The organism is Enterobacter sp. Ap-1006 (genome assembly GCF_011752835.1).
Classification (GTDB): Bacteria; Pseudomonadota; Gammaproteobacteria; order Enterobacterales; family Enterobacteriaceae; genus Cedecea.
In genome coordinates, this window is sequence record NZ_VWWU01000003.1 from 404,536 (window position 1) to 421,821 (window position 17,286).

At 54.4% G+C, this 17,286-nt stretch carries 18 protein-coding genes; 10 read left to right on the forward strand and 8 right to left on the reverse strand.

What is annotated here, in order from left to right; genetic code table 11:
- The first annotated feature begins 5 nt into the window (after positions 1-5).
- Entirely contained in the window at positions 6-1,457 is a 1,452-nt protein-coding gene (locus F3J28_RS10090; protein ID WP_166875488.1) for an SDR family oxidoreductase, read from the forward strand.
- An 88-nt stretch (positions 1,458-1,545) separates the two neighbouring features.
- Complete coding sequence (locus F3J28_RS10095; protein WP_008461085.1) at positions 1,546-2,556, forward strand: 3-beta-hydroxysteroid dehydrogenase; 1,011 nt, start codon at positions 1,546-1,548, stop codon at positions 2,554-2,556.
- On the opposite strand, the gene F3J28_RS10100 is transcribed toward F3J28_RS10095, so the two are convergent.
- Both F3J28_RS10100 and F3J28_RS10105 read right to left on the reverse strand, forming a co-directional pair.
- Complete coding sequence (locus F3J28_RS10100) at positions 2,553-3,383, reverse strand: N-acetylmuramoyl-L-alanine amidase (protein ID WP_008461084.1); 831 nt, start codon at positions 3,381-3,383, stop codon at positions 2,553-2,555. The genes F3J28_RS10095 and F3J28_RS10100 overlap by 4 nt on opposite strands.
- Positions 3,380-3,703: a heavy metal-binding domain-containing protein gene (locus F3J28_RS10105; protein ID WP_008461083.1), complete on the reverse strand. Its 324-nt coding sequence runs from the start codon at positions 3,701-3,703 to the stop codon at positions 3,380-3,382. The genes F3J28_RS10100 and F3J28_RS10105 overlap by 4 nt, the downstream gene beginning before the upstream one ends.
- A gap of 108 nt (positions 3,704-3,811) precedes the next feature.
- Here F3J28_RS10105 and F3J28_RS10110 point away from each other — a divergent pair, with 108 nt between their 5' ends.
- From F3J28_RS10110 to artJ (F3J28_RS10135), 6 genes are all read left to right on the forward strand, one after another.
- Positions 3,812-4,336: a lipoprotein gene (locus F3J28_RS10110; RefSeq protein ID WP_166875491.1), complete on the forward strand. Its 525-nt coding sequence runs from the start codon at positions 3,812-3,814 to the stop codon at positions 4,334-4,336.
- 227 nt (positions 4,337-4,563) lie between these two features.
- Positions 4,564-5,292: an arginine ABC transporter ATP-binding protein ArtP gene (gene artP, locus F3J28_RS10115; protein WP_008461079.1), complete on the forward strand. Its 729-nt coding sequence runs from the start codon at positions 4,564-4,566 to the stop codon at positions 5,290-5,292.
- Positions 5,293-5,312: 20 nt separating this feature from the next.
- The gene (gene artJ, locus F3J28_RS10120) at positions 5,313-6,044 is read left to right on the forward strand and encodes an arginine ABC transporter substrate-binding protein (protein ID WP_008461077.1); all 732 of its coding nucleotides are present in this window, start codon (positions 5,313-5,315) and stop codon (positions 6,042-6,044) included.
- An 8-nt stretch (positions 6,045-6,052) separates the two neighbouring features.
- Positions 6,053-6,769, forward strand: coding sequence for an arginine ABC transporter permease ArtQ (artQ, locus tag F3J28_RS10125; RefSeq protein WP_166875494.1), 717 nt, complete (start codon positions 6,053-6,055; stop codon positions 6,767-6,769).
- Positions 6,769-7,437: an arginine ABC transporter permease ArtM gene (artM, locus tag F3J28_RS10130; protein ID WP_061274240.1), complete on the forward strand. Its 669-nt coding sequence runs from the start codon at positions 6,769-6,771 to the stop codon at positions 7,435-7,437. Before artQ ends, artM begins: the two co-directional genes overlap by 1 nt.
- Positions 7,438-7,592: 155 nt before the next feature.
- Entirely contained in the window at positions 7,593-8,324 is a 732-nt protein-coding gene (gene artJ / locus F3J28_RS10135) for an arginine ABC transporter substrate-binding protein ArtJ (RefSeq protein ID WP_166875496.1), read from the forward strand.
- Between the two features lie 253 nt (positions 8,325-8,577).
- On the opposite strand, the gene F3J28_RS10140 is transcribed toward artJ (F3J28_RS10135), so the two are convergent.
- Positions 8,578-9,327, reverse strand: coding sequence for a GntR family transcriptional regulator (locus F3J28_RS10140; protein ID WP_166875499.1), 750 nt, complete (start codon positions 9,325-9,327; stop codon positions 8,578-8,580).
- 323 nt (positions 9,328-9,650) lie between these two features.
- Between F3J28_RS10140 and F3J28_RS10145 the strand changes: the two genes are divergently transcribed.
- Both F3J28_RS10145 and F3J28_RS10150 read left to right on the forward strand, forming a co-directional pair.
- Positions 9,651-10,580, forward strand: a complete 930-nt coding sequence (locus F3J28_RS10145; RefSeq protein ID WP_166876568.1) for a DUF7916 family protein — start codon at positions 9,651-9,653, stop codon at positions 10,578-10,580.
- A 71-nt stretch (positions 10,581-10,651) separates the two neighbouring features.
- Entirely contained in the window at positions 10,652-12,505 is a 1,854-nt protein-coding gene (locus F3J28_RS10150) for a glycosyltransferase family protein (RefSeq protein WP_166875502.1), read from the forward strand.
- Between the two features lie 77 nt (positions 12,506-12,582).
- Here the strand turns inward: F3J28_RS10150 and rlmC are convergent, their stop codons facing one another.
- The 5 genes from rlmC to potG all read right to left on the reverse strand — a co-directional run bounded on the left by rlmC (position 12,583) and on the right by potG (position 17,255).
- The gene (gene rlmC, locus F3J28_RS10155; RefSeq protein WP_166875505.1) at positions 12,583-13,710 is read right to left on the reverse strand and encodes a 23S rRNA (uracil(747)-C(5))-methyltransferase RlmC; all 1,128 of its coding nucleotides are present in this window, start codon (positions 13,708-13,710) and stop codon (positions 12,583-12,585) included.
- 48 nt (positions 13,711-13,758) lie between these two features.
- Positions 13,759-14,232, reverse strand: a complete 474-nt coding sequence (locus tag F3J28_RS10160; RefSeq protein WP_166875508.1) for a YbjO family protein — start codon at positions 14,230-14,232, stop codon at positions 13,759-13,761.
- 75 nt (positions 14,233-14,307) lie between these two features.
- Positions 14,308-15,153 (reverse strand): putrescine ABC transporter permease PotI, encoded by an 846-nt coding sequence (gene potI, locus F3J28_RS10165; RefSeq protein ID WP_008461065.1) that lies wholly within the window; start codon positions 15,151-15,153, stop codon positions 14,308-14,310.
- Entirely contained in the window at positions 15,150-16,112 is a 963-nt protein-coding gene (gene potH, locus F3J28_RS10170; protein WP_166875511.1) for a putrescine ABC transporter permease PotH, read from the reverse strand. The genes potI and potH overlap by 4 nt, the downstream gene beginning before the upstream one ends.
- A gap of 9 nt (positions 16,113-16,121) precedes the next feature.
- Positions 16,122-17,255: a putrescine ABC transporter ATP-binding subunit PotG gene (gene potG / locus F3J28_RS10175; RefSeq protein ID WP_166875514.1), complete on the reverse strand. Its 1,134-nt coding sequence runs from the start codon at positions 17,253-17,255 to the stop codon at positions 16,122-16,124.
- Between the last annotated feature and the right edge of the window lie 31 nt (positions 17,256-17,286).

The following is a 17,286-nucleotide window of genomic DNA, read 5'->3' on the forward strand; positions in this document are numbered from 1 at the left end:
GGACGATGGCAGAACCTCAAAGGATAGTGGTCCTCGGCGCCAGCGGCTACATTGGCCAGCATCTGGTGCCGTTACTCGTGGCGGCGGGACATCACGTCACCGCCGCAGCCCGCCGCATTGACTGGCTGAAAAAGCAGCCCTGGCCAGGCGTAGAATGCCGGCACGTAGATTTGCACTGGCCGCACCGCCTGGGTGCCCTGCTCGAAGGGGCGGATACCGTCTACTACCTGATCCACAGCATGGGCGACGGCGATAATTTTATGGAGTTCGAACGCCAGGCGGCGCTGAATATGCGCGACGCGCTGACCGAACATCCAGTCAAGCAGGTCATTTTCCTCAGCTCTTTGCAGGCCAAAAGCGGGCAAACGCATTCAAAGCACCTGAAAGCCCGGCAAATCACCGCGGATATCCTGCGAGATTCCGGCGTGCCGGTCACCGAACTGCGCGCGGGGATTATTGTTGGCGCGGGCTCGGCGGCCTTCGAAGTCATGCGGGATATGGTGTACAACCTGCCGGTGCTGACGCCGCCGCGCTGGGTTCGCTCCCGTACTTCACCCATTGCTTTGGATAACCTGCTGCACTACCTCGTCGCACTGCTGGACCATCCGGCCACAGAACATCGCCTGTTTGAAGCCGCCGGGCCGGAAGTTCTGAGCTATCAGCAGCAGTTCGAGCGCTTTATGGCTATCAGCGGCCGCCGCCGCCCGCTGATCCCCGTGCCACTCCCCACCAGCTGGATTTCCGTGTGGTTTCTGAATGTCATTACCTCGGTGCCGCCCGGTATTGCTAAGGCGCTGATTCAGGGTCTGGAACACGATTTGCTGGCGGACGACCGTAGCCTGCGCGAACGCATCCCGCAGCAGCTCATCAGCTTTGACGACGCGGTGCGCCTGACGCTGGCCAACGAACACCGGCTCGCCAACTCCCAGGACTGGGGCTACGACGCCCAGGCATTTGCCCGCTGGCGACCTGACTACGGTTTTTTTGCTAAACAGGCGGGCTGCACGCTGGCCACCCAGGCCTCACTCTCTTCGCTCTGGCAGGTGATCAACCAGCTAGGCGGCAAAGAAGGCTACTTTTTTGGCAATGCGCTGTGGAAAACCCGGGCGCTGATGGATTTGCTGGTCGGGCATAGGCTTGCCAAAGGGCGGCCTGATAAAGCCATGCTGGAAGTCGGCGACACCGTCGATAGCTGGAAAGTGATTATCGCTGAACCAGAAAAAGAGCTAACGCTGCTGTTTGGTATGAAGGCCCCAGGCCTGGGGCGGCTGTCGTTCACCTTGCAGGATGATGGCAAGCAGCGTCGGCTGGACGTCAGAGCCTGGTGGCATCCTCACGGCTGCGCCGGTTTGATCTACTGGCTGTCGATGATCCCCGCCCATTTATTTATCTTTAGGGGAATGGCGCGGCGAATTGTTCATTTAGCGGAACAAAACTCGATCAAAAAGAGAAGTTAGCTCCTAATCTTTCAGTATTCCCATTGCATGCGCTGCCGTTTCACGGAAAAATGCGCAGCGTTAATCCAAAACATAACGAGTTGGTCACATGAAGGTACTGGTCACGGGCGCAACCAGCGGTTTAGGCCGAAACGCGGTCGAGTATTTACGCGCCAGGGGCATCAGCGTTCGGGCCACCGGGCGCAACGAAGCGATGGGCAAACTGCTGCAGAAAATGGGCGCCGAATTTGTCCATGCCGACCTGACGGAGCTGGTCTCTTCCCAGGCGAAAGTGATGCTTGCGGACGTCGACACGCTCTGGCACTGCTCCAGCTTCACCTCGCCGTGGGGAACCCAGCAAGCCTTCGACCTCGCCAACGTCCGCGCCACACGCCGTCTGGGCGAATGGGCCGTGGCCTGGGGCGTGCGTGACTTTATTCATATCTCGTCGCCGTCGCTCTACTTCGACTACCACCACCACCGCAACATCAGCGAAGATTTTCGCCCGGTGCGCTTCGCCAACGAATTTGCCCGCAGCAAAGCCGCCAGCGAAGAGGTGATTCAGCTGCTGGCGCAGGCCAACCCGAACACCCGTTTTACCATTCTGCGCCCACAAAGCCTGTTTGGGCCGCACGACAAAGTGTTCTTCCCACGCCTGGTGCAGATGATGCGCCACTACGGCAGCGTGCTGCTGCCGCGCGGCGGCGATGCGCTGGTGGATATGACCTATCTGGAAAACGCGGTACACGCGATGTGGCTGGCGACACAGAAACAGAATTTACCTTCTGGCCGCGCCTACAACATCACCAACATGGAAGCCCGCCCGCTGCGGACCATCGTGCAGAAGCTGATCGACGAGCTGGGCATTAAATGCCGCATTCGCTCGGTGCCGTACCCGATGCTGGATATCATCGCCCGCAGCCTGGAGCACTTTGGCAATAAGTCTGCCAAAGAGCCGGTGCTCACGCACTACGGCGTCTCCAAGCTGAACTTCGATTTAACGCTGGACACCACGCGTGCGGAAACGGAGCTGGGCTATCAGCCTATCGTCACCCTTGATGAAGGCATTCGCCGTACCGCGCTGTGGTTGAAAGATCACGGCACGCTGCACCGGGGCTAACCCTGGCCATATTTCTCCAGTAATGCCTCGGCAATCGCCAGGCTTTCCGCATCCGCCTCGCCGCTGTAATTGGCCGGGCGGAAGTGCATCTGGAAGGCGGTAATCACTCTTTTCTGCTGCGCCTCGGTCATGCCCGGCAGCACTTCGTAGCCATACCGGGAAAGCACATCCAGCAGCTCGGATTTATCCACGGGCTGCAGCGGGCCGCGGCCGTTAAGATAAAACGCCACTCTAGCGGCGTCCGGCCATGCGCCAATCCCTTTTTCCGCAAATTGCTTCCAGGGGAATAGCGGGCCAGGATCAACCTTGCGCTGCGGCGCGATATCCCCATGAGCGACCACGTTCTGCGGTGCGATGTTATAGCGCGCAATAATCTGCTTCGCTAAATCCTCAAGCACCGCAATCTGCGGCTGGCTGAAGGGGTAAAAGCGCTGAACACCGCCAACCCGGGTATAGCCCTGGTTTTCCAGCTCAATACCTACGGACGTGTCGTTAATCCGCGTAGCCCCTCGCCAGAAACTGACCCCGGCATGCCAGGCCAGCTGCTCTTCCGGCACCAACTGCCAGACAACGGGTTTCCCGCCGGACAGCGGCGGCTCGGCGGGAACAAGATAGTGGGCGCTGACGTTACGATCGGTCAACGTAGAAAGCGAACTTGAAAAATCATCCGCCGTGTAATGGATCACCAGAATTTTCACCCGCGGATAAGCGGCCTGAGCCTGATGCAGGGTATCCACTTTATAGCTGCCTCGATCGACAATCCCTTTTTGCCCGGCGCAGCCCGCCAGTAACAGCGCCAGGGCAAGCGCTAAGATCCTCGTTTTCATTTCCGCGTTTTCACCGCCGTCCCGCTGACGCAAACCATCAGCATACTGCCGTCCTTGCCGACGGTTTCATAGTCGATATCAATCCCGACCACGGCGTTAGCCCCCAGGCTTTCGGCCTGTTCCTGAATTTCACGAAACGCGATGTCCCGCGCTTTGCGCAACTCTTTTTCATAAGCCCCGGAGCGGCCGCCGACGATATCGCGAACCCCGGCGAAAAAATCGCGGAAAATATTGGCACCCAGGATAGCTTCCCCGGTCACTACGCCGCAGTATTCAGTAATGGTGTGGCCTTCCAGGCCTGGCGTCGTTGTAAACTGCATCACGTTCTCCTCTCTTTGCCATCAACATGTTAGCCCGGCAATCGCCACGCGATTTTGAGCCAATACGCTATGCTAAGGTAGTCCTCCTGAGAAAATAAGGAAATAAAAATGCGCAGCTCAGCTTTGGCCCTTCTCCCCTGTGCGCTGGTGTTGTCGGCCTGTACCACCGTCACCCCGGCCTTCAAAGACATCGGCACCCGCAGCGGCCCCTGCGTCAGCGGCGGCCCGGATGACGTCGCTCAGCAGTTCTATGATTACCGTATCGCGCACAAGGGCGAAGGCCTGAGTTCCGTTGCCGCGCTGCGCCCCTATCTGAGCGATTCCCTGTTCCAGCTTCTGCAAAAATCCAGCACCTCTCCGGCGGCGCAAAGCGCGTTTACCCGCAGCGATATCTTCTCCAGCCAGTCTGAAGGGCCTGACAAAGCCAGCGTGGCTTCGGCGTCAACTATCCCAAATACCGATGCACGAAATATTCCTCTGCGCGTCGAGCTGACCCGCGGCAGCCAGACCTGGAAAGATGAAGTGTTGATGGTCCGTGAAGGCAGGTGCTGGGCGGTGGACGATGTGCGTTACCTCGGCGCGGCGAGCCATGCGCCAACCGGCACGCTGCGTCAGGCAGTTGAAGGCAAATAGCGGCAATTTATGCTTACGCTATGCGGGTGGAGGAAACGTAACCCCTGTAAATAGTCTGGTATATTCAGGGATCCCGGTTTTTTATACTTAGCCACCACCCGCCTCGATATTTTGTGCTAATTTTAGGCAAGGAAAGTGGTTACTTATAAGTTTTAACGCACAAAGATTGCATAACTATTCTGTTAAAGGTACCCTTTGCGGCCTCAATTGCTATTCAACTTCAGCGCATGAGTATTCAACTAGACAGCATTAATTGCTTTTACGGTGCCCATCAGGCGCTGTTCGATATCACACTACATTGCCCGCAGGGCGAGACGCTGGTATTGCTGGGCCCGAGCGGCGCCGGCAAGAGTTCTCTGCTGCGCGTCCTTAACCTGCTTGAGATGCCGCGTTCCGGTAAGCTGAGCATTGCGGGCACGACTTTCGACTTCGCCAAAGCCCCCAGCGACAAAGCGATTCGCGATCTGCGCCAGAACGTCGGTATGGTCTTCCAGCAATACAATCTGTGGCCGCATTTAACCGTGCTGCAAAACCTGATTGAAGCGCCGTGCCGCGTGCTCGGATTAAGCAAAGATCGGGCGCGTGAACGCGCCGATAAACTGCTTGAACGCCTGCGCCTGAAGCCCTACATGGACCGCTATCCGCTGCACCTTTCCGGTGGCCAACAGCAGCGTGTTGCCATTGCCCGCGCCCTGATGATGGAGCCGCAGATTCTGCTGTTTGATGAGCCTACCGCCGCTCTTGATCCGGAAATCACCGCGCAGATCGTCAGCATTATCCGCGAACTGGCGGAAACCAACATTACTCAGGTCATCGTGACCCATGAAGTAGAAGTGGCGCGTAAAACCGCCAGCCGCGTGGTGTATATGGAAAACGGCCACATCATCGAACAAGGTGATGCCAGCTGCTTTGCTAACCCGCAAACCGATGCGTTTAAATTCTATCTCTCTCACTGATGTTGAACGGGAAAACGACAATGAAAAAAGTTTTGCTGGCCACTCTTTTAGCCACTCTGAGCCTTTCTGCTACCGCCGCACAGACTATCCGTTTTGCTACCGAAGCCTCTTACCCTCCGTTTGAGTCTATCGACGCCAACAACAAGATCGTCGGTTTTGACGTTGATCTCGCTAACGCCCTGTGCAAGCAGATCGATGCCACCTGTACCTTCACCAACCAGGCCTTCGACAGCCTGATCCCAAGCCTGAAATTCCGCCGTATTGACGCGGTAATGGCGGGGATGGACATCACCCCTGAGCGTGAAAAACAGGTACTGTTCACTAAACCTTACTATGACAACTCCGCGCTGTTCGTTGGCGTGAAGGGCAAGTACGCTGATATTGCCGCGCTGAAAGGCAAAAAAGTGGGCATCCAGAACGGCACCACCCACCAGAAATACATCACCGACAAACACCCGGAAATCACCACCGTGCCTTACGACAGCTACCAGAACGCTAAGCTGGATCTGCAGAACGGTCGTATCGACGCGGTCTTCGGCGACACCGCCGTGGTGACCGAGTGGCTGAAAGCCAGCCCGGAACTGGTTGCCGTGGGTGACAAAGTGACCGACAAAGATTACTTCGGCACCGGCCTCGGCATCGCCCTGCGCCAGGGCAACACTGACCTGCAGAGCAAATTCAACGCCGCGCTGGATAAAGTGAAACAAGATGGCACCTACAAAGCCATCTACGACAAATGGTTCCAGAAGTAATCGACTCGATGAACGAATTGTTTCCATTAGCAAGCGCCGCCGGGATGACCGTCGGCCTTGCCGTTTGTGCCCTCATCGTCGGCCTCGTGCTGGCGATGATTTTTGCCGTCTGGGAATCCGCCAAATGGCGCCCGGTGGCATGGATAGGCTCCGGGGTGGTTACGCTTTTCCGCGGCCTGCCTGAAATCCTGGTGGTGCTGTTTATATACTTCGGCTCCTCCCAGCTGCTGCTGATGCTCTCTGACGGCTTCACCCTCAACCTCGGTTTTACCGCGATCCCGGTCAAAATGGAGATTGATAACTTTGACGTCAGCCCGTTTCTCTGCGGCGTGATTGCCCTCTCCCTGCTCTATTCCGCCTACGCGTCACAGACGCTGCGCGGCGCGCTGAAAGCGGTGCCGGTTGGGCAGTGGGAATCGGGCCAGGCGCTGGGTTTATCCAAAACTGCGATTTTCTTCCGGCTGGTCATGCCGCAGATGTGGCGTCACGCGCTGCCGGGCCTCGGTAACCAGTGGCTGGTGCTGCTGAAAGACACCGCGCTGGTGTCGCTTATCAGCGTGAATGACCTGATGCTGCAAACCAAAAGTATCGCCACGCGCACCCAGGAGCCGTTTACCTGGTACGTGATTGCGGCGGCCATTTATCTGGTCATTACCCTGCTGAGTCAGTACATCCTGAAGCGCATCGATTTACGCGCCACGCGCTTTGAACGGAGGCCTGGCTGATGCTCGAGTATTTACCGGAGCTGATGAAGGGTCTGCACACCAGCCTGACGCTCACCGCCGCTTCCATTGCCGTTGCGCTCGTGCTGTCGCTGCTGTTCACCATCGTTCTGACGCTAAAAACGCCGGGGCTGGTGCATATTGTGCGCGCCTACATCACGCTGTTTACCGGCACACCGCTGCTGGTACAGATCTTCCTGATTTACTACGGTCCAGGGCAGTTCCCGTCGCTCCAGCATTATCCGGTGCTGTGGCATCTGCTTTCCGAACCGTGGCTGTGTGCGTTAATTGCGCTCTCGCTTAACAGCGCCGCGTACACTACACAGCTGTTTTATGGGGCAATTCGCGCTATACCGGAAGGTCAGTGGCAGTCCTGCAGCGCCTTAGGGATGAGCAAGAAAGATACGCTGGCCATCCTGTTGCCGTACGCCTTCAAGCGCGCACTCTCTTCTTACTCGAACGAAGTCGTGCTGGTGTTCAAGAGCACCTCGCTGGCCTACACCATTACGCTGATGGAAGTGATGGGCTACGGGCAGCTTCTGTATGGCCGTACCTATGATGTGGCGGTCTTTGGCGCCGCCGGTCTGGTCTATCTCATCGTCAACGGGCTGCTTACGCTTTTGATGCGCCTGATCGAGCGCCGGGCGCTGGCCTTTGAACGCCGCAGCTAGACAAGCTAACACGAAAAGCGGGGCAACCCGCTTTTTTTACGCCCAGATAAATATAATTATACATTTTTATTGCATATAAATTCACACTTTGGCATGGTGGTTTGACGCCGGGAAACGGCGACTTAAAACAATATTGACAGACAGGAGCAACACGCATGAAAAAGTTACTGTTAGCCGCCATGTTCGCTACAACCGCATTCAGCGCGGCCGCAGCGGAGAAAATCAACTTCGGCTCTTCGGCAACCTATCCTCCTTTTGAATCTCTGGACGCCAGTAATCAGATCGTCGGTTTCGATATCGACCTGGCCAAAGCATTATGCAAACAAATGCAGGCAGAATGTACCTTCACCAACCACGCATTCGACAGCCTGATCCCTTCTCTGAAGTTCCATAAATACGACGCGGTGATTTCCGGGATGGATATCACACCTGAGCGCGCCAAACAGGTCGCCTTTACCAACCCGTACTACGCCAACTCGGCGGTGGTGATTGCGAAAAAAGGCCAGTTTGCTTCGCTGGACGATCTCAAAGGCAAACGTATCGGGATGGAAAACGGCACCACGCACCAGAAATACCTGCAGGATAAACATCCTGAGATCAAAACCGTCTCCTACGACAGTTACCAGAACGCGATTATTGACCTGAAAAATGGCCGTATTGATGGCGTGTTTGGCGATACCGCCGTGGTGAACGAATGGCTGAAGACCAATCCGCAGCTGGGCACCGTGGGCGAGCATGTGACCGACGCGCAGTACTTTGGCACCGGTTTAGGGATTGCGGTTCGCCCGGATAATCAGGCCTTGCTGAAGAAGCTGAACGACGCGCTGGCGGCGATTAAAGCGGACGGGACTTACCAGAAGATCAGCACTCAGTGGTTCCCAGGCTGATAATTCCTGTATTCATTATAAATGATGGCCTTTCGTACCCGGTTATTAGCCTGATCTATATTAGCTATTCTTCTAACCTGAGAGGTTGCAACACACTCTCAGGTTTATCCCTGCTCACATCTGTGAGCCGCCACTCATCTCATCGGCAAGCTACATGCTCGACGCCAGTTATTCTGAATACAAAAATATAAGCCGAATAATAAAATTCATCTTCTGCTGGCGCTAATGGGTAGCATTTTATTTTCCTGATGGATTATTTACCTTTCGTTTTGAGTTCAATTTTGAAATCGTAATATTCGTTCAGACACCATGTCTGCGTATATTCCACGGGAATATTATTATGGCTATACCCGATACGGGTGACCAATAATATAGGATCGCGTTCCGAGATATTCAGGTAATAGGCTAAGTGCTTATCTGCGGCAACTGCGCTAAATTTTTGGGTGGCTGATAACACCGGAACGCCTTTTTCCTCAAGATAGCGATAGAGCGATTCATTCAATTCGTTGATTTTATTCAGCAATGGCGCGGGTAATATCGCCCTCTGCACCGAAACGACGGTGCCACTAATTTTACGCAGGCGCGTCAGCTCGACAATATCTTTATGACTTTCTGCGAGCTGTAAAAATTGTTGTTCTTTTTCAGTCGCAGCTCGACGAACATAGCCCACCAATTCGCTTTGTGCCTCCCCCCCGCTGGCAAAGGCTATTTCACTGAAGCTCTCCAGCTGGACTAATGACTGACGGACGTGAGGAGCAACATAGGTCCCGGAGCCAGGATTTCGGATAAGGCTTCGATCCTCGATAAGCTGCTCAATAGCTTTTCTGGTGGTACCCCGAGAAATACCTAACGCCTCCATCAACGTGCGCTCTGAAGGCAATGCATCTCCAGGGCGAAGCTGACCTTCATCAATCACGCGCTGGATCTCATTCGCCAGTTGCATATACAGCGGCATGGCATTTGAACCATCGATTTTTAAATCAGCAGGTTGCAACAACTTCATTCTCTTTACGTCCAGGTTGCCAGGTAGTGATTCAACTATACCACTTATTAACAACACAAATATCAATGACGTCATTTTTGATAGTTCTGGCGATCTAAAGAGCCGTATAAGATCACAAAAAAGACAAAATAAGTATGAAAATTCCTCTCACCACCATTATGGTACACAAGTGGTACACTACAGGTACACAATGGACATTTGAATTTGCAAACGGTGTTTATGCAGGAACGTTTATTACGGTGAAACACCGTTTTTTCCCACACAAATACCCTGCAGAACGCAGGAGAATTTCGTTAACTACTGCACCAATGAGGAAATCTATGATGACATCGAAACGTTTACTCGACTGTAGTGCTTCTGAGCTGGCTGCGCTCACCAAACCGCAGCTACTTCACGCTATCCGCGCTAGCGAGGGTCGGGTCATGGTCAGTGAAACCATCGCCATCACTCCACCTCTGCTCGCGAACATCACGAATGCTGAACTTGCAGCCTCTCAGGGTGCCGATATTCTGCTGATCAATATGTTCGACTGCCAACAACCTTTGATACAGGGTATGCCAGGTGATATTGATCCGGCACAGACCTTACATGTGCTCCAACAGCTAACCGGCCGCGTAATTGGCGTCAATCTCGAAGCCGTCGATCCACGGTTTGCCACGGAACATGATGAGTTATGGAAAATGAAGCCAGGCCGTGCGGCGACACCTGAGAATGCCCGCAAATTGGTACAGATGGGGGCAAAAATTTTAGTTCTTACTGGTAACCCAAACAATGGTGTCAGCAATATGGCTCTGGCTCAGTCGGCAGGAAAAATCCGCAGTGCCATTGGCGACGAGGCCGTCATTATCAGTGGAAAAATGCACGGTGCGGGCGTGGTCCAGGAAAGCGGTACAGCCATTATAAATGAAAGCGATCTCCATGAATTTGCCCGCCAGGGCGTTGATATTGCGCTGATCCCAGCCCCGGGTACTGTACCGGGCATGAGTATTGAGGCAGCCAGCTCGCTAATTCGCTGCGCACACTCGGCTGGCATGATGGCGATGACGGCTATTGGTACCTCTCAGGAAGGTGCCGATCGGGATACCGTTCGCCAGATAGCCTTGATGAGCAAAATGGCCGGTGCCGACCTGCATCATATTGGCGATACCGGTTATATGGGAATCGCGCTGCCAGAAAATATTTTCGCCTACGGGATAGCTATCAGAGGAGTCAGGCATACCTACAGCCGAATCGCCCGCTCAGTGAATCGTTAATGATGACTCATTCCGACCGGTTCACCGGCTGGAATGCCCCCGCAATGAAATATCGATGAGGTACGATAATTATGCCACTTGCTGCATCCTCACTTTCGCGTCTATTAACTCAATTTAATCTGGAAAAAACAACAAAGCTCCTAATCGTCGGCTATTCGCCTACGGGTGGAGGGCATACAGGTCGACTATTACAAATAATCGATCATGCCCTTCAGCAAGACACGCTACCTAAAGACTCCATAGTAATATTTCATGCACCTCCCGCCTGGGAGAATGTCCAGCGCCGGGGAGAACTCCAGACGCTTGCAAATAAGCTGGCAAGCCGAGGAATTCACGTCTTACTGACAGAGTCAACTAAGCCCGTCTACGGTTATCTGGATGATAAAACTGGAGGGTCAGACGATGCAAAAATACTTGAAAGACTGGCCAGTAACCCTTTACGATATCGCAACAATCGTCCCGCCTTACTACCTGATATATCTCATCGTACGCGAACCCTATCCCCGGAAACGTTTCTTAGCAATATCCTCGACATCAATAAACTTCCCGTTATTGAAAGCGCCGATCTTTTTAGCCATCTGAAAAAACATCTCGACATAAAAACGTTTCAAAAACGTATCTATGTCTTTACTGATATGGATTATTCCCTGCAAAAATCAGCCGCCAAAGCTGGCGTGCCGGCTATACACCGTCTGGATCAGCAAAATCACGCCATTCTGCTGGATCCCAAAAATTCGGCAATGAACTTACTGCCAAAATATGCGTTGTTAGCAAAGGTATTGGGCGGTACTTTCGAAAATATTTCTCATATATCCCTTGGCGAAAAAAATACGCTGAGTTCAGTCAAATCTACCGCCGACATGCTGCGGATCACCTCAGCCAGCGGAATAAGAGAAGCACATACGAAAATTATTCAATTGCTGCAGGCTCATGCTCTCCCCTTGAATGCGGTCGCGAGTGCCTTAGGGAGCGGTGCTCTCTTTGCGGGAGTGATAGCAGGGAGCAGATGCATGGCAAACATGGCTCTGCGCAACATTGTTTATGTTTACGCGCATAAGAAAAGCAATCTCATTGCCCAGCATGTTCTGTCTAAAATCAGTCAGAACGATGAGCATTATTCCCGGCGCATATTTTTATTCTGCGGTGCAAAAGCAGTTGGAAACTATAACGCACTGCATCTGGCCTACCTGGCCGATGCTGATGGCATTACCACCGCAGGGGCTGGTACCAACGGAGAATTCAGTTACTTACATCGTAATACTCCATGTAAATCCCGTCTGCTGGTGCTGCCTATTGAAGGGCACAACGAACAGTTGGCCAACACCAGGTATCTCAGCAGTCATGCCGCTACAAGAGACTTTATCTACCAGCTTGAAGTAAATGAAAAACTTGACGCGGCGCTCGACAAATATGTTTCTACTGAACCTGACGTTATCGATACATCTTTGACGCTGGCCGCATTGATTGAAGCCATATCCTCGCAGGAAACTTATGTTTCAAAGGCACATGACATTTTGTTCAGGCAGCTTCCACTCGCCAATGATTCCCTGCGATTGAAAAATTTAGAGGAAAAAATGAATCAATCGGCGGTATTAAAAGCTACCCGCCGTTATCTAAAAATTGTGCTTCAGGGCATGCAGGCTCTGGCCTCCTCCCCCACAGGCAGCATTAGCATCTGGTATAGCGACAAAGCGACCAATCCCGTTCATTTCGCCAGCCCATGGGAACTGGGACTGATGCTTGAAAATAACAAAATGCTCAGCAACGCTATTGAAATTTCTGAAACGGAAATGCCTGAGCTGCCCTTGCGTCAGCAAGTTGCTAAGTTGTTTAAAGATGGTTCAAAAAATTGGAACACATTATTTATCAACGAGATGAACGTCATTAAACACAGGCTGGGTGATATCATGATCACTGGCTTCTGACAGTCTTAACGGCTACATATAAAAGCGGAAACGCGCATCGTGACGGCACCAACCCGGCGGCTTCCGCTTCCTGGATGTTAGTCCCGGACCAGCAGCGTCAACACTTCGTAATGCGAAGTATGCGGGAACATATCAAACAGCTGGGTACGCACCACGCGATAACCCGGCAGCATCTGAATATCCTTCGCCATGGTCTGCGCGTTGCAGCTTGAGTAGACGATAAACGCCGGAGCCATCTGCGTCAGATAATCGCACAGCGCTTTACCGATCCCACGGCGCGGCGGGTTCACCAGCACCATCTGCGGGATATCCTGCTGGGCGACGGCAAACTGAGTGGAATCCAGCGCCTGAAAATGAATATTATGCAGGCCCAGTTTTTCAGCCGACTGCTGTGCGCTGGCTATCGCCTCCGGGGCAATTTCAATCCCGGTAAGCTTCATCTCCGGCGTGGCGCAGTGCAGGCCAAAACCTCCCACGCCGCAGAACAGATCCCACATATGGTTGACGGGTAGCGCGCGCACCCAGTCACGGGCGGTGGCGTACAACCGGGAAGCAACATGAGGGTTAGTCTGGAAGAAACTTTGCGGACGAATATAGAGCGGTACGCCGTTGAAAACCTCTTCGAGCGCACGCTGTTCGGTCAGCGGAATTTCCTGCTCACCTTCCATAATCGCCATGTGTACGGGCTGAATGTTGGCCGAAATCACCTTAAGCTGAGGGAGTTGCTGCTGTAACCACGGCAGCGCCGCTCTCAACTGCCCCAGCTTGCTTTCCGAGCGCAGCACAAAGCGCAGCATCATGCCGCCATCCGCCAGGCTTTCGGTCAGCAGGAGATACTTCAGCTCTCCACGCTTACGCGCCACGTTGTAGGGCGTTAATCCTGCACGGGCAATAAAGGGCTTCAATGCCGCAAAAACAGGCTCAAATGAAACAGGATACAGCGGGCAGTCGGTTAAATCTTCGGGCGTGCCGTCGCGATGTAACATCCCCAGCAGCGGTTTTTCCACGCTGCCGCTAACCACCATTTTAGCTTTGTTGCGAAATGCCCGCTCAGGGCCGCTGACCGGCTGGCACCACTCGCCCACGGCAATGCCTTCCAGCAGTTGCCGGAGATCGGTCATTTTAGCGTGAAGCTGGTCTCCCACCGGTTGTTCAATCCACTGGCAGGAACGACAGCGGCCGGCATCATAGAGCGCGCATTGCATAGAAAAACCCTGAGAAAAAACGAGGGCGCAGATTGTAGCACTCCGCGCTTACTGAAGTCTGAAAAAAAGCCGGCTGCGGGCGGGGACAAATAGCAAAATCAGCACCAGAATATCGGGCAGCTTTTGGGTAAGCAGCGAACGGAAGATCTCGCGCTTAGTGCCCCCGGCAACGCTGAATAATTCAGGGTATCCCCAGCCCAGGGAGGACAGAGACAACCAGGTCACGGAAATAATTTGGGTCAGCAGGAACAGCCAGCGTCCCCAGTTACGCCCTTTGACGATGACGAACGCGCAGCGCAGTTCGACAAACAGCATCAACAGGCTGCCGAGAAAAACCAGCGTCAGGGGCCAGGTTTGCACGCTGCGATGGACAAAATCCATCACCCCGCTAACCCCAAGCATATTAAACAGCAGCAGCAGGTCGAGGCATCGGGTAGTGACGATGCCGATAGCCGCCACCATCACCAGCGTGGGGACGTTTAATTTTGCATGGGATGACCGCTGTTTCCTGATAATTTCCACAACCTCGCGTTCCTTACGTCACGGTGCCGCGACAAGCGCGGCACCGGAGGCACATCATTGCAGATTTTAGGCGTTTTAACCACGTCTTGCACTCTGGATATCGCGCAGCCGCTGCTTTTCTGCCCGCGCCATAAACCACCATGCAATCAAGCCGATAACGCCCACAACGCCGAGAATAATGGACGCCAGGGCGTTAATTTCCGGGTTAACCCCCATACGCACGTTCGAGAACACCAGCATCGGCAGCGTGGTCGCACCCGGCCCGGACACGAAGCTGGCGATAACCAGGTCATCAAGCGAAAGCGTGAACGCCAGCAGCCAGCCGGAGATAATGGCGGGCGAGATCATCGGCACGGTGATCACAAAGAACACTTTCAGCGGCGTCGCCCCCAGATCCATCGCCGCTTCTTCAATGGAGCGGTCCAGCTCCCGCAGGCGTGAGCTAATGACAACCGCAACATAGGCGGTGCAGAACGTCACATGCGCCAGCCAGATGGTAAGCATTCCCCTGTCGCTCGGCCAGCCAATCGCGTGCGCCAGCGCCACGAACAGCAGCAGTAGCGAAAGCCCGGTGATCACATCCGGCATAACCAACGGTGCCGTTAGCATAAAGGCAAAGCCGGTTGAGCCACGAAAGCGACCAAAACGCACCATCACCACGGCAGCAATCGTCCCCAGGATAACGGCCATCGTGGCGGCCGCCGCAGCAATGGTCAGGCTCAGGCCAACGGCGTTCATCATCGCCGAATCCCGGAATAGCTCCCCGTACCAGCGCGTTGACCAGCCGGCCCACACCGTCACCAGCTTAGAGCTGTTAAACGAGTAGATAACCAGCATCAGCATGGGCGCATACAGGAAGGTAAAGCCAATCACCAGAATCAAAATACGCCACGGAGAGCGCACAACCGGTAAGTTGTTCATGTGTGGTCCTCCGCCGCTTTGTTCTGGTATTTGTGGAACCACATGATCGGCACGATCAGCAGCAGAAGCATGATAATCGCCACGGCTGAGGCCACCGGCCAGTCGCGGTTATTAAAGAATTCCTGCCACAGGACGCGACCAATCATGATGCTGTCCGGCCCGCCGAGCAGTTCCGGGATAACAAACTCCCCTACCGCCGGAATAAACACCAGCATCGAACCGGCAATAATCCCGCCTTTGGTCAACGGCACAATCACGCTGAAGAACGTTTTCAGCGGCCGTGCACCGAGATCTAACGAAGCCTCCACCAGCGAATAATCTATGCGCGTTAGCGCGGTATAAATCGGCAGCACCATAAACGGCAGGTAGGCATAAACTACCCCGATGTAGACCGCAAGGTTGGTGTGCAGGATCGTCAGCGGCTGGTCGATAACCCCGAGCCAAAGCAGCACGTTATTCAATATGCCGTTGTTTTTCAGGATGCCCATCCACGCATACACGCGGATCAGAAACGAGGTCCATGAAGGCAGGATCACCAGCAACAGCAGGATATTTCGCGTTGAGGGTTTACTGTGTGCCACCGCCCACGCGAGCGGATAGCCCAGCGCCAGGCAGCACAGCGTTGACACCGCCGCGACCTGCAAAGATTGCAGATAAGCCTCGAAGTAGAGCGGATCGTCCGTCAGCTGGAAGTAGTTCGCCAGATTCAGGGTGATCGACAGCTGGCCATCGGCCCAGCTCACCAGATCGCTGTAAGGCGGGATCGCCCGGGCTATTTCCGAAAAACTGATCTTAAAGACGATCAGGAACGGCAGCATAAACAGCAGGATCAGCCACAAATAGGGCAGCGCGATCGCCAGCTTGCGCCCGTGCGCCATCTGCAAACGGGCAAGCAAACGCTTCACCCCCGAGGGCTGAGGAACCGTCGTCTCTGCCGGGCCTTCAGAAAGTGTTGTCATCTTGCCCCCTTAAACCGTCAGAACCACGCAGCTGTCGGCATCCCAGCACAGGCGAACTTCATCCCCCCAGGTGGGCGCTCCTTTACGGTAGCGGTGCTCATTTTGCAGCTGGGCGCTGATCATCTGCCCGCTTTTCAGCCGAACGTGGTAGATGGAGAGATCGCCGAGGTAGGCGATATGCACCACTTCTCCGACGGCAAAGTTATAGCCATCGGCGGGCGGCTCCTCGCAAAGCGTCACCTTTTCCGGGCGCAACGCAACGAAGACCGGGACGCCGTCCACCACGGAAGCATCAGGATCCACCTTCAGCGGATGCACAAGTCCGGGGCTGTCTATCACCAGCCCGTCGTCCTGACGCTCTTTCAGCAGCCCTTCGAAGACGTTTACCGACCCGATAAACTCCGCGCTATAGCGGGTGGTTGGGTGCTCATAAATCTCTTCCGGCTCGCCAATTTGCACGAACTTGCCGCGATTCATGATGGCTATTCGCCCGGCCATGGTCATCGCCTCTTCCTGATCGTGGGTCACCATCACGCAGGTCACGCCGACGCGTTCAAGGATGTCCACTACTTCCAGCTGCATCCGGTCACGGAGCTTTTTATCCAGCGCCCCCATGGGCTCGTCGAGCAGCAATAATTTGGGGCGCTTGGCCAGGCTTCGGGCTAACGCCACGCGCTGGCGCTGGCCGCCGGACAGCTGGTGAGGCTTGCGCCTGGCGAACTCCTGCATGTGTACCAGGGTCAGCATTTCTGCCACCCGGCTGGTAATTTCCGCCTTCGGCAGTTTGTCCTGCTTCAGGCCAAAGGCGATGTTTTGCTCCACGGTCATGTGCGGAAACAGCGCGTAGGACTGGAACATCATATTGATTGGGCGCTGGTAAGGCGGCACATGCGACAAATCGACGCCATCAAGCATGATTTGCCCGGCACTTGGCTGTTCAAACCCCGCCAACATGCGCAGCAGCGTGGATTTGCCGCAGCCCGAGGCGCCCAGCAAAGCAAAAATTTCGCCTTTATAGATGGTCAGACTGACGTCATCCACGGCATGTTGGCCATCAAACGATTTAGTGAGGTTACGAATTTCCAGCAGCGGCGTCATCGCTTTGGGTGTTTTGGACTGCGGGCGAGGGATTGCGTCGTTCAATTCTGTTGCTCTCCGGCAAAAGCAAAAAGAA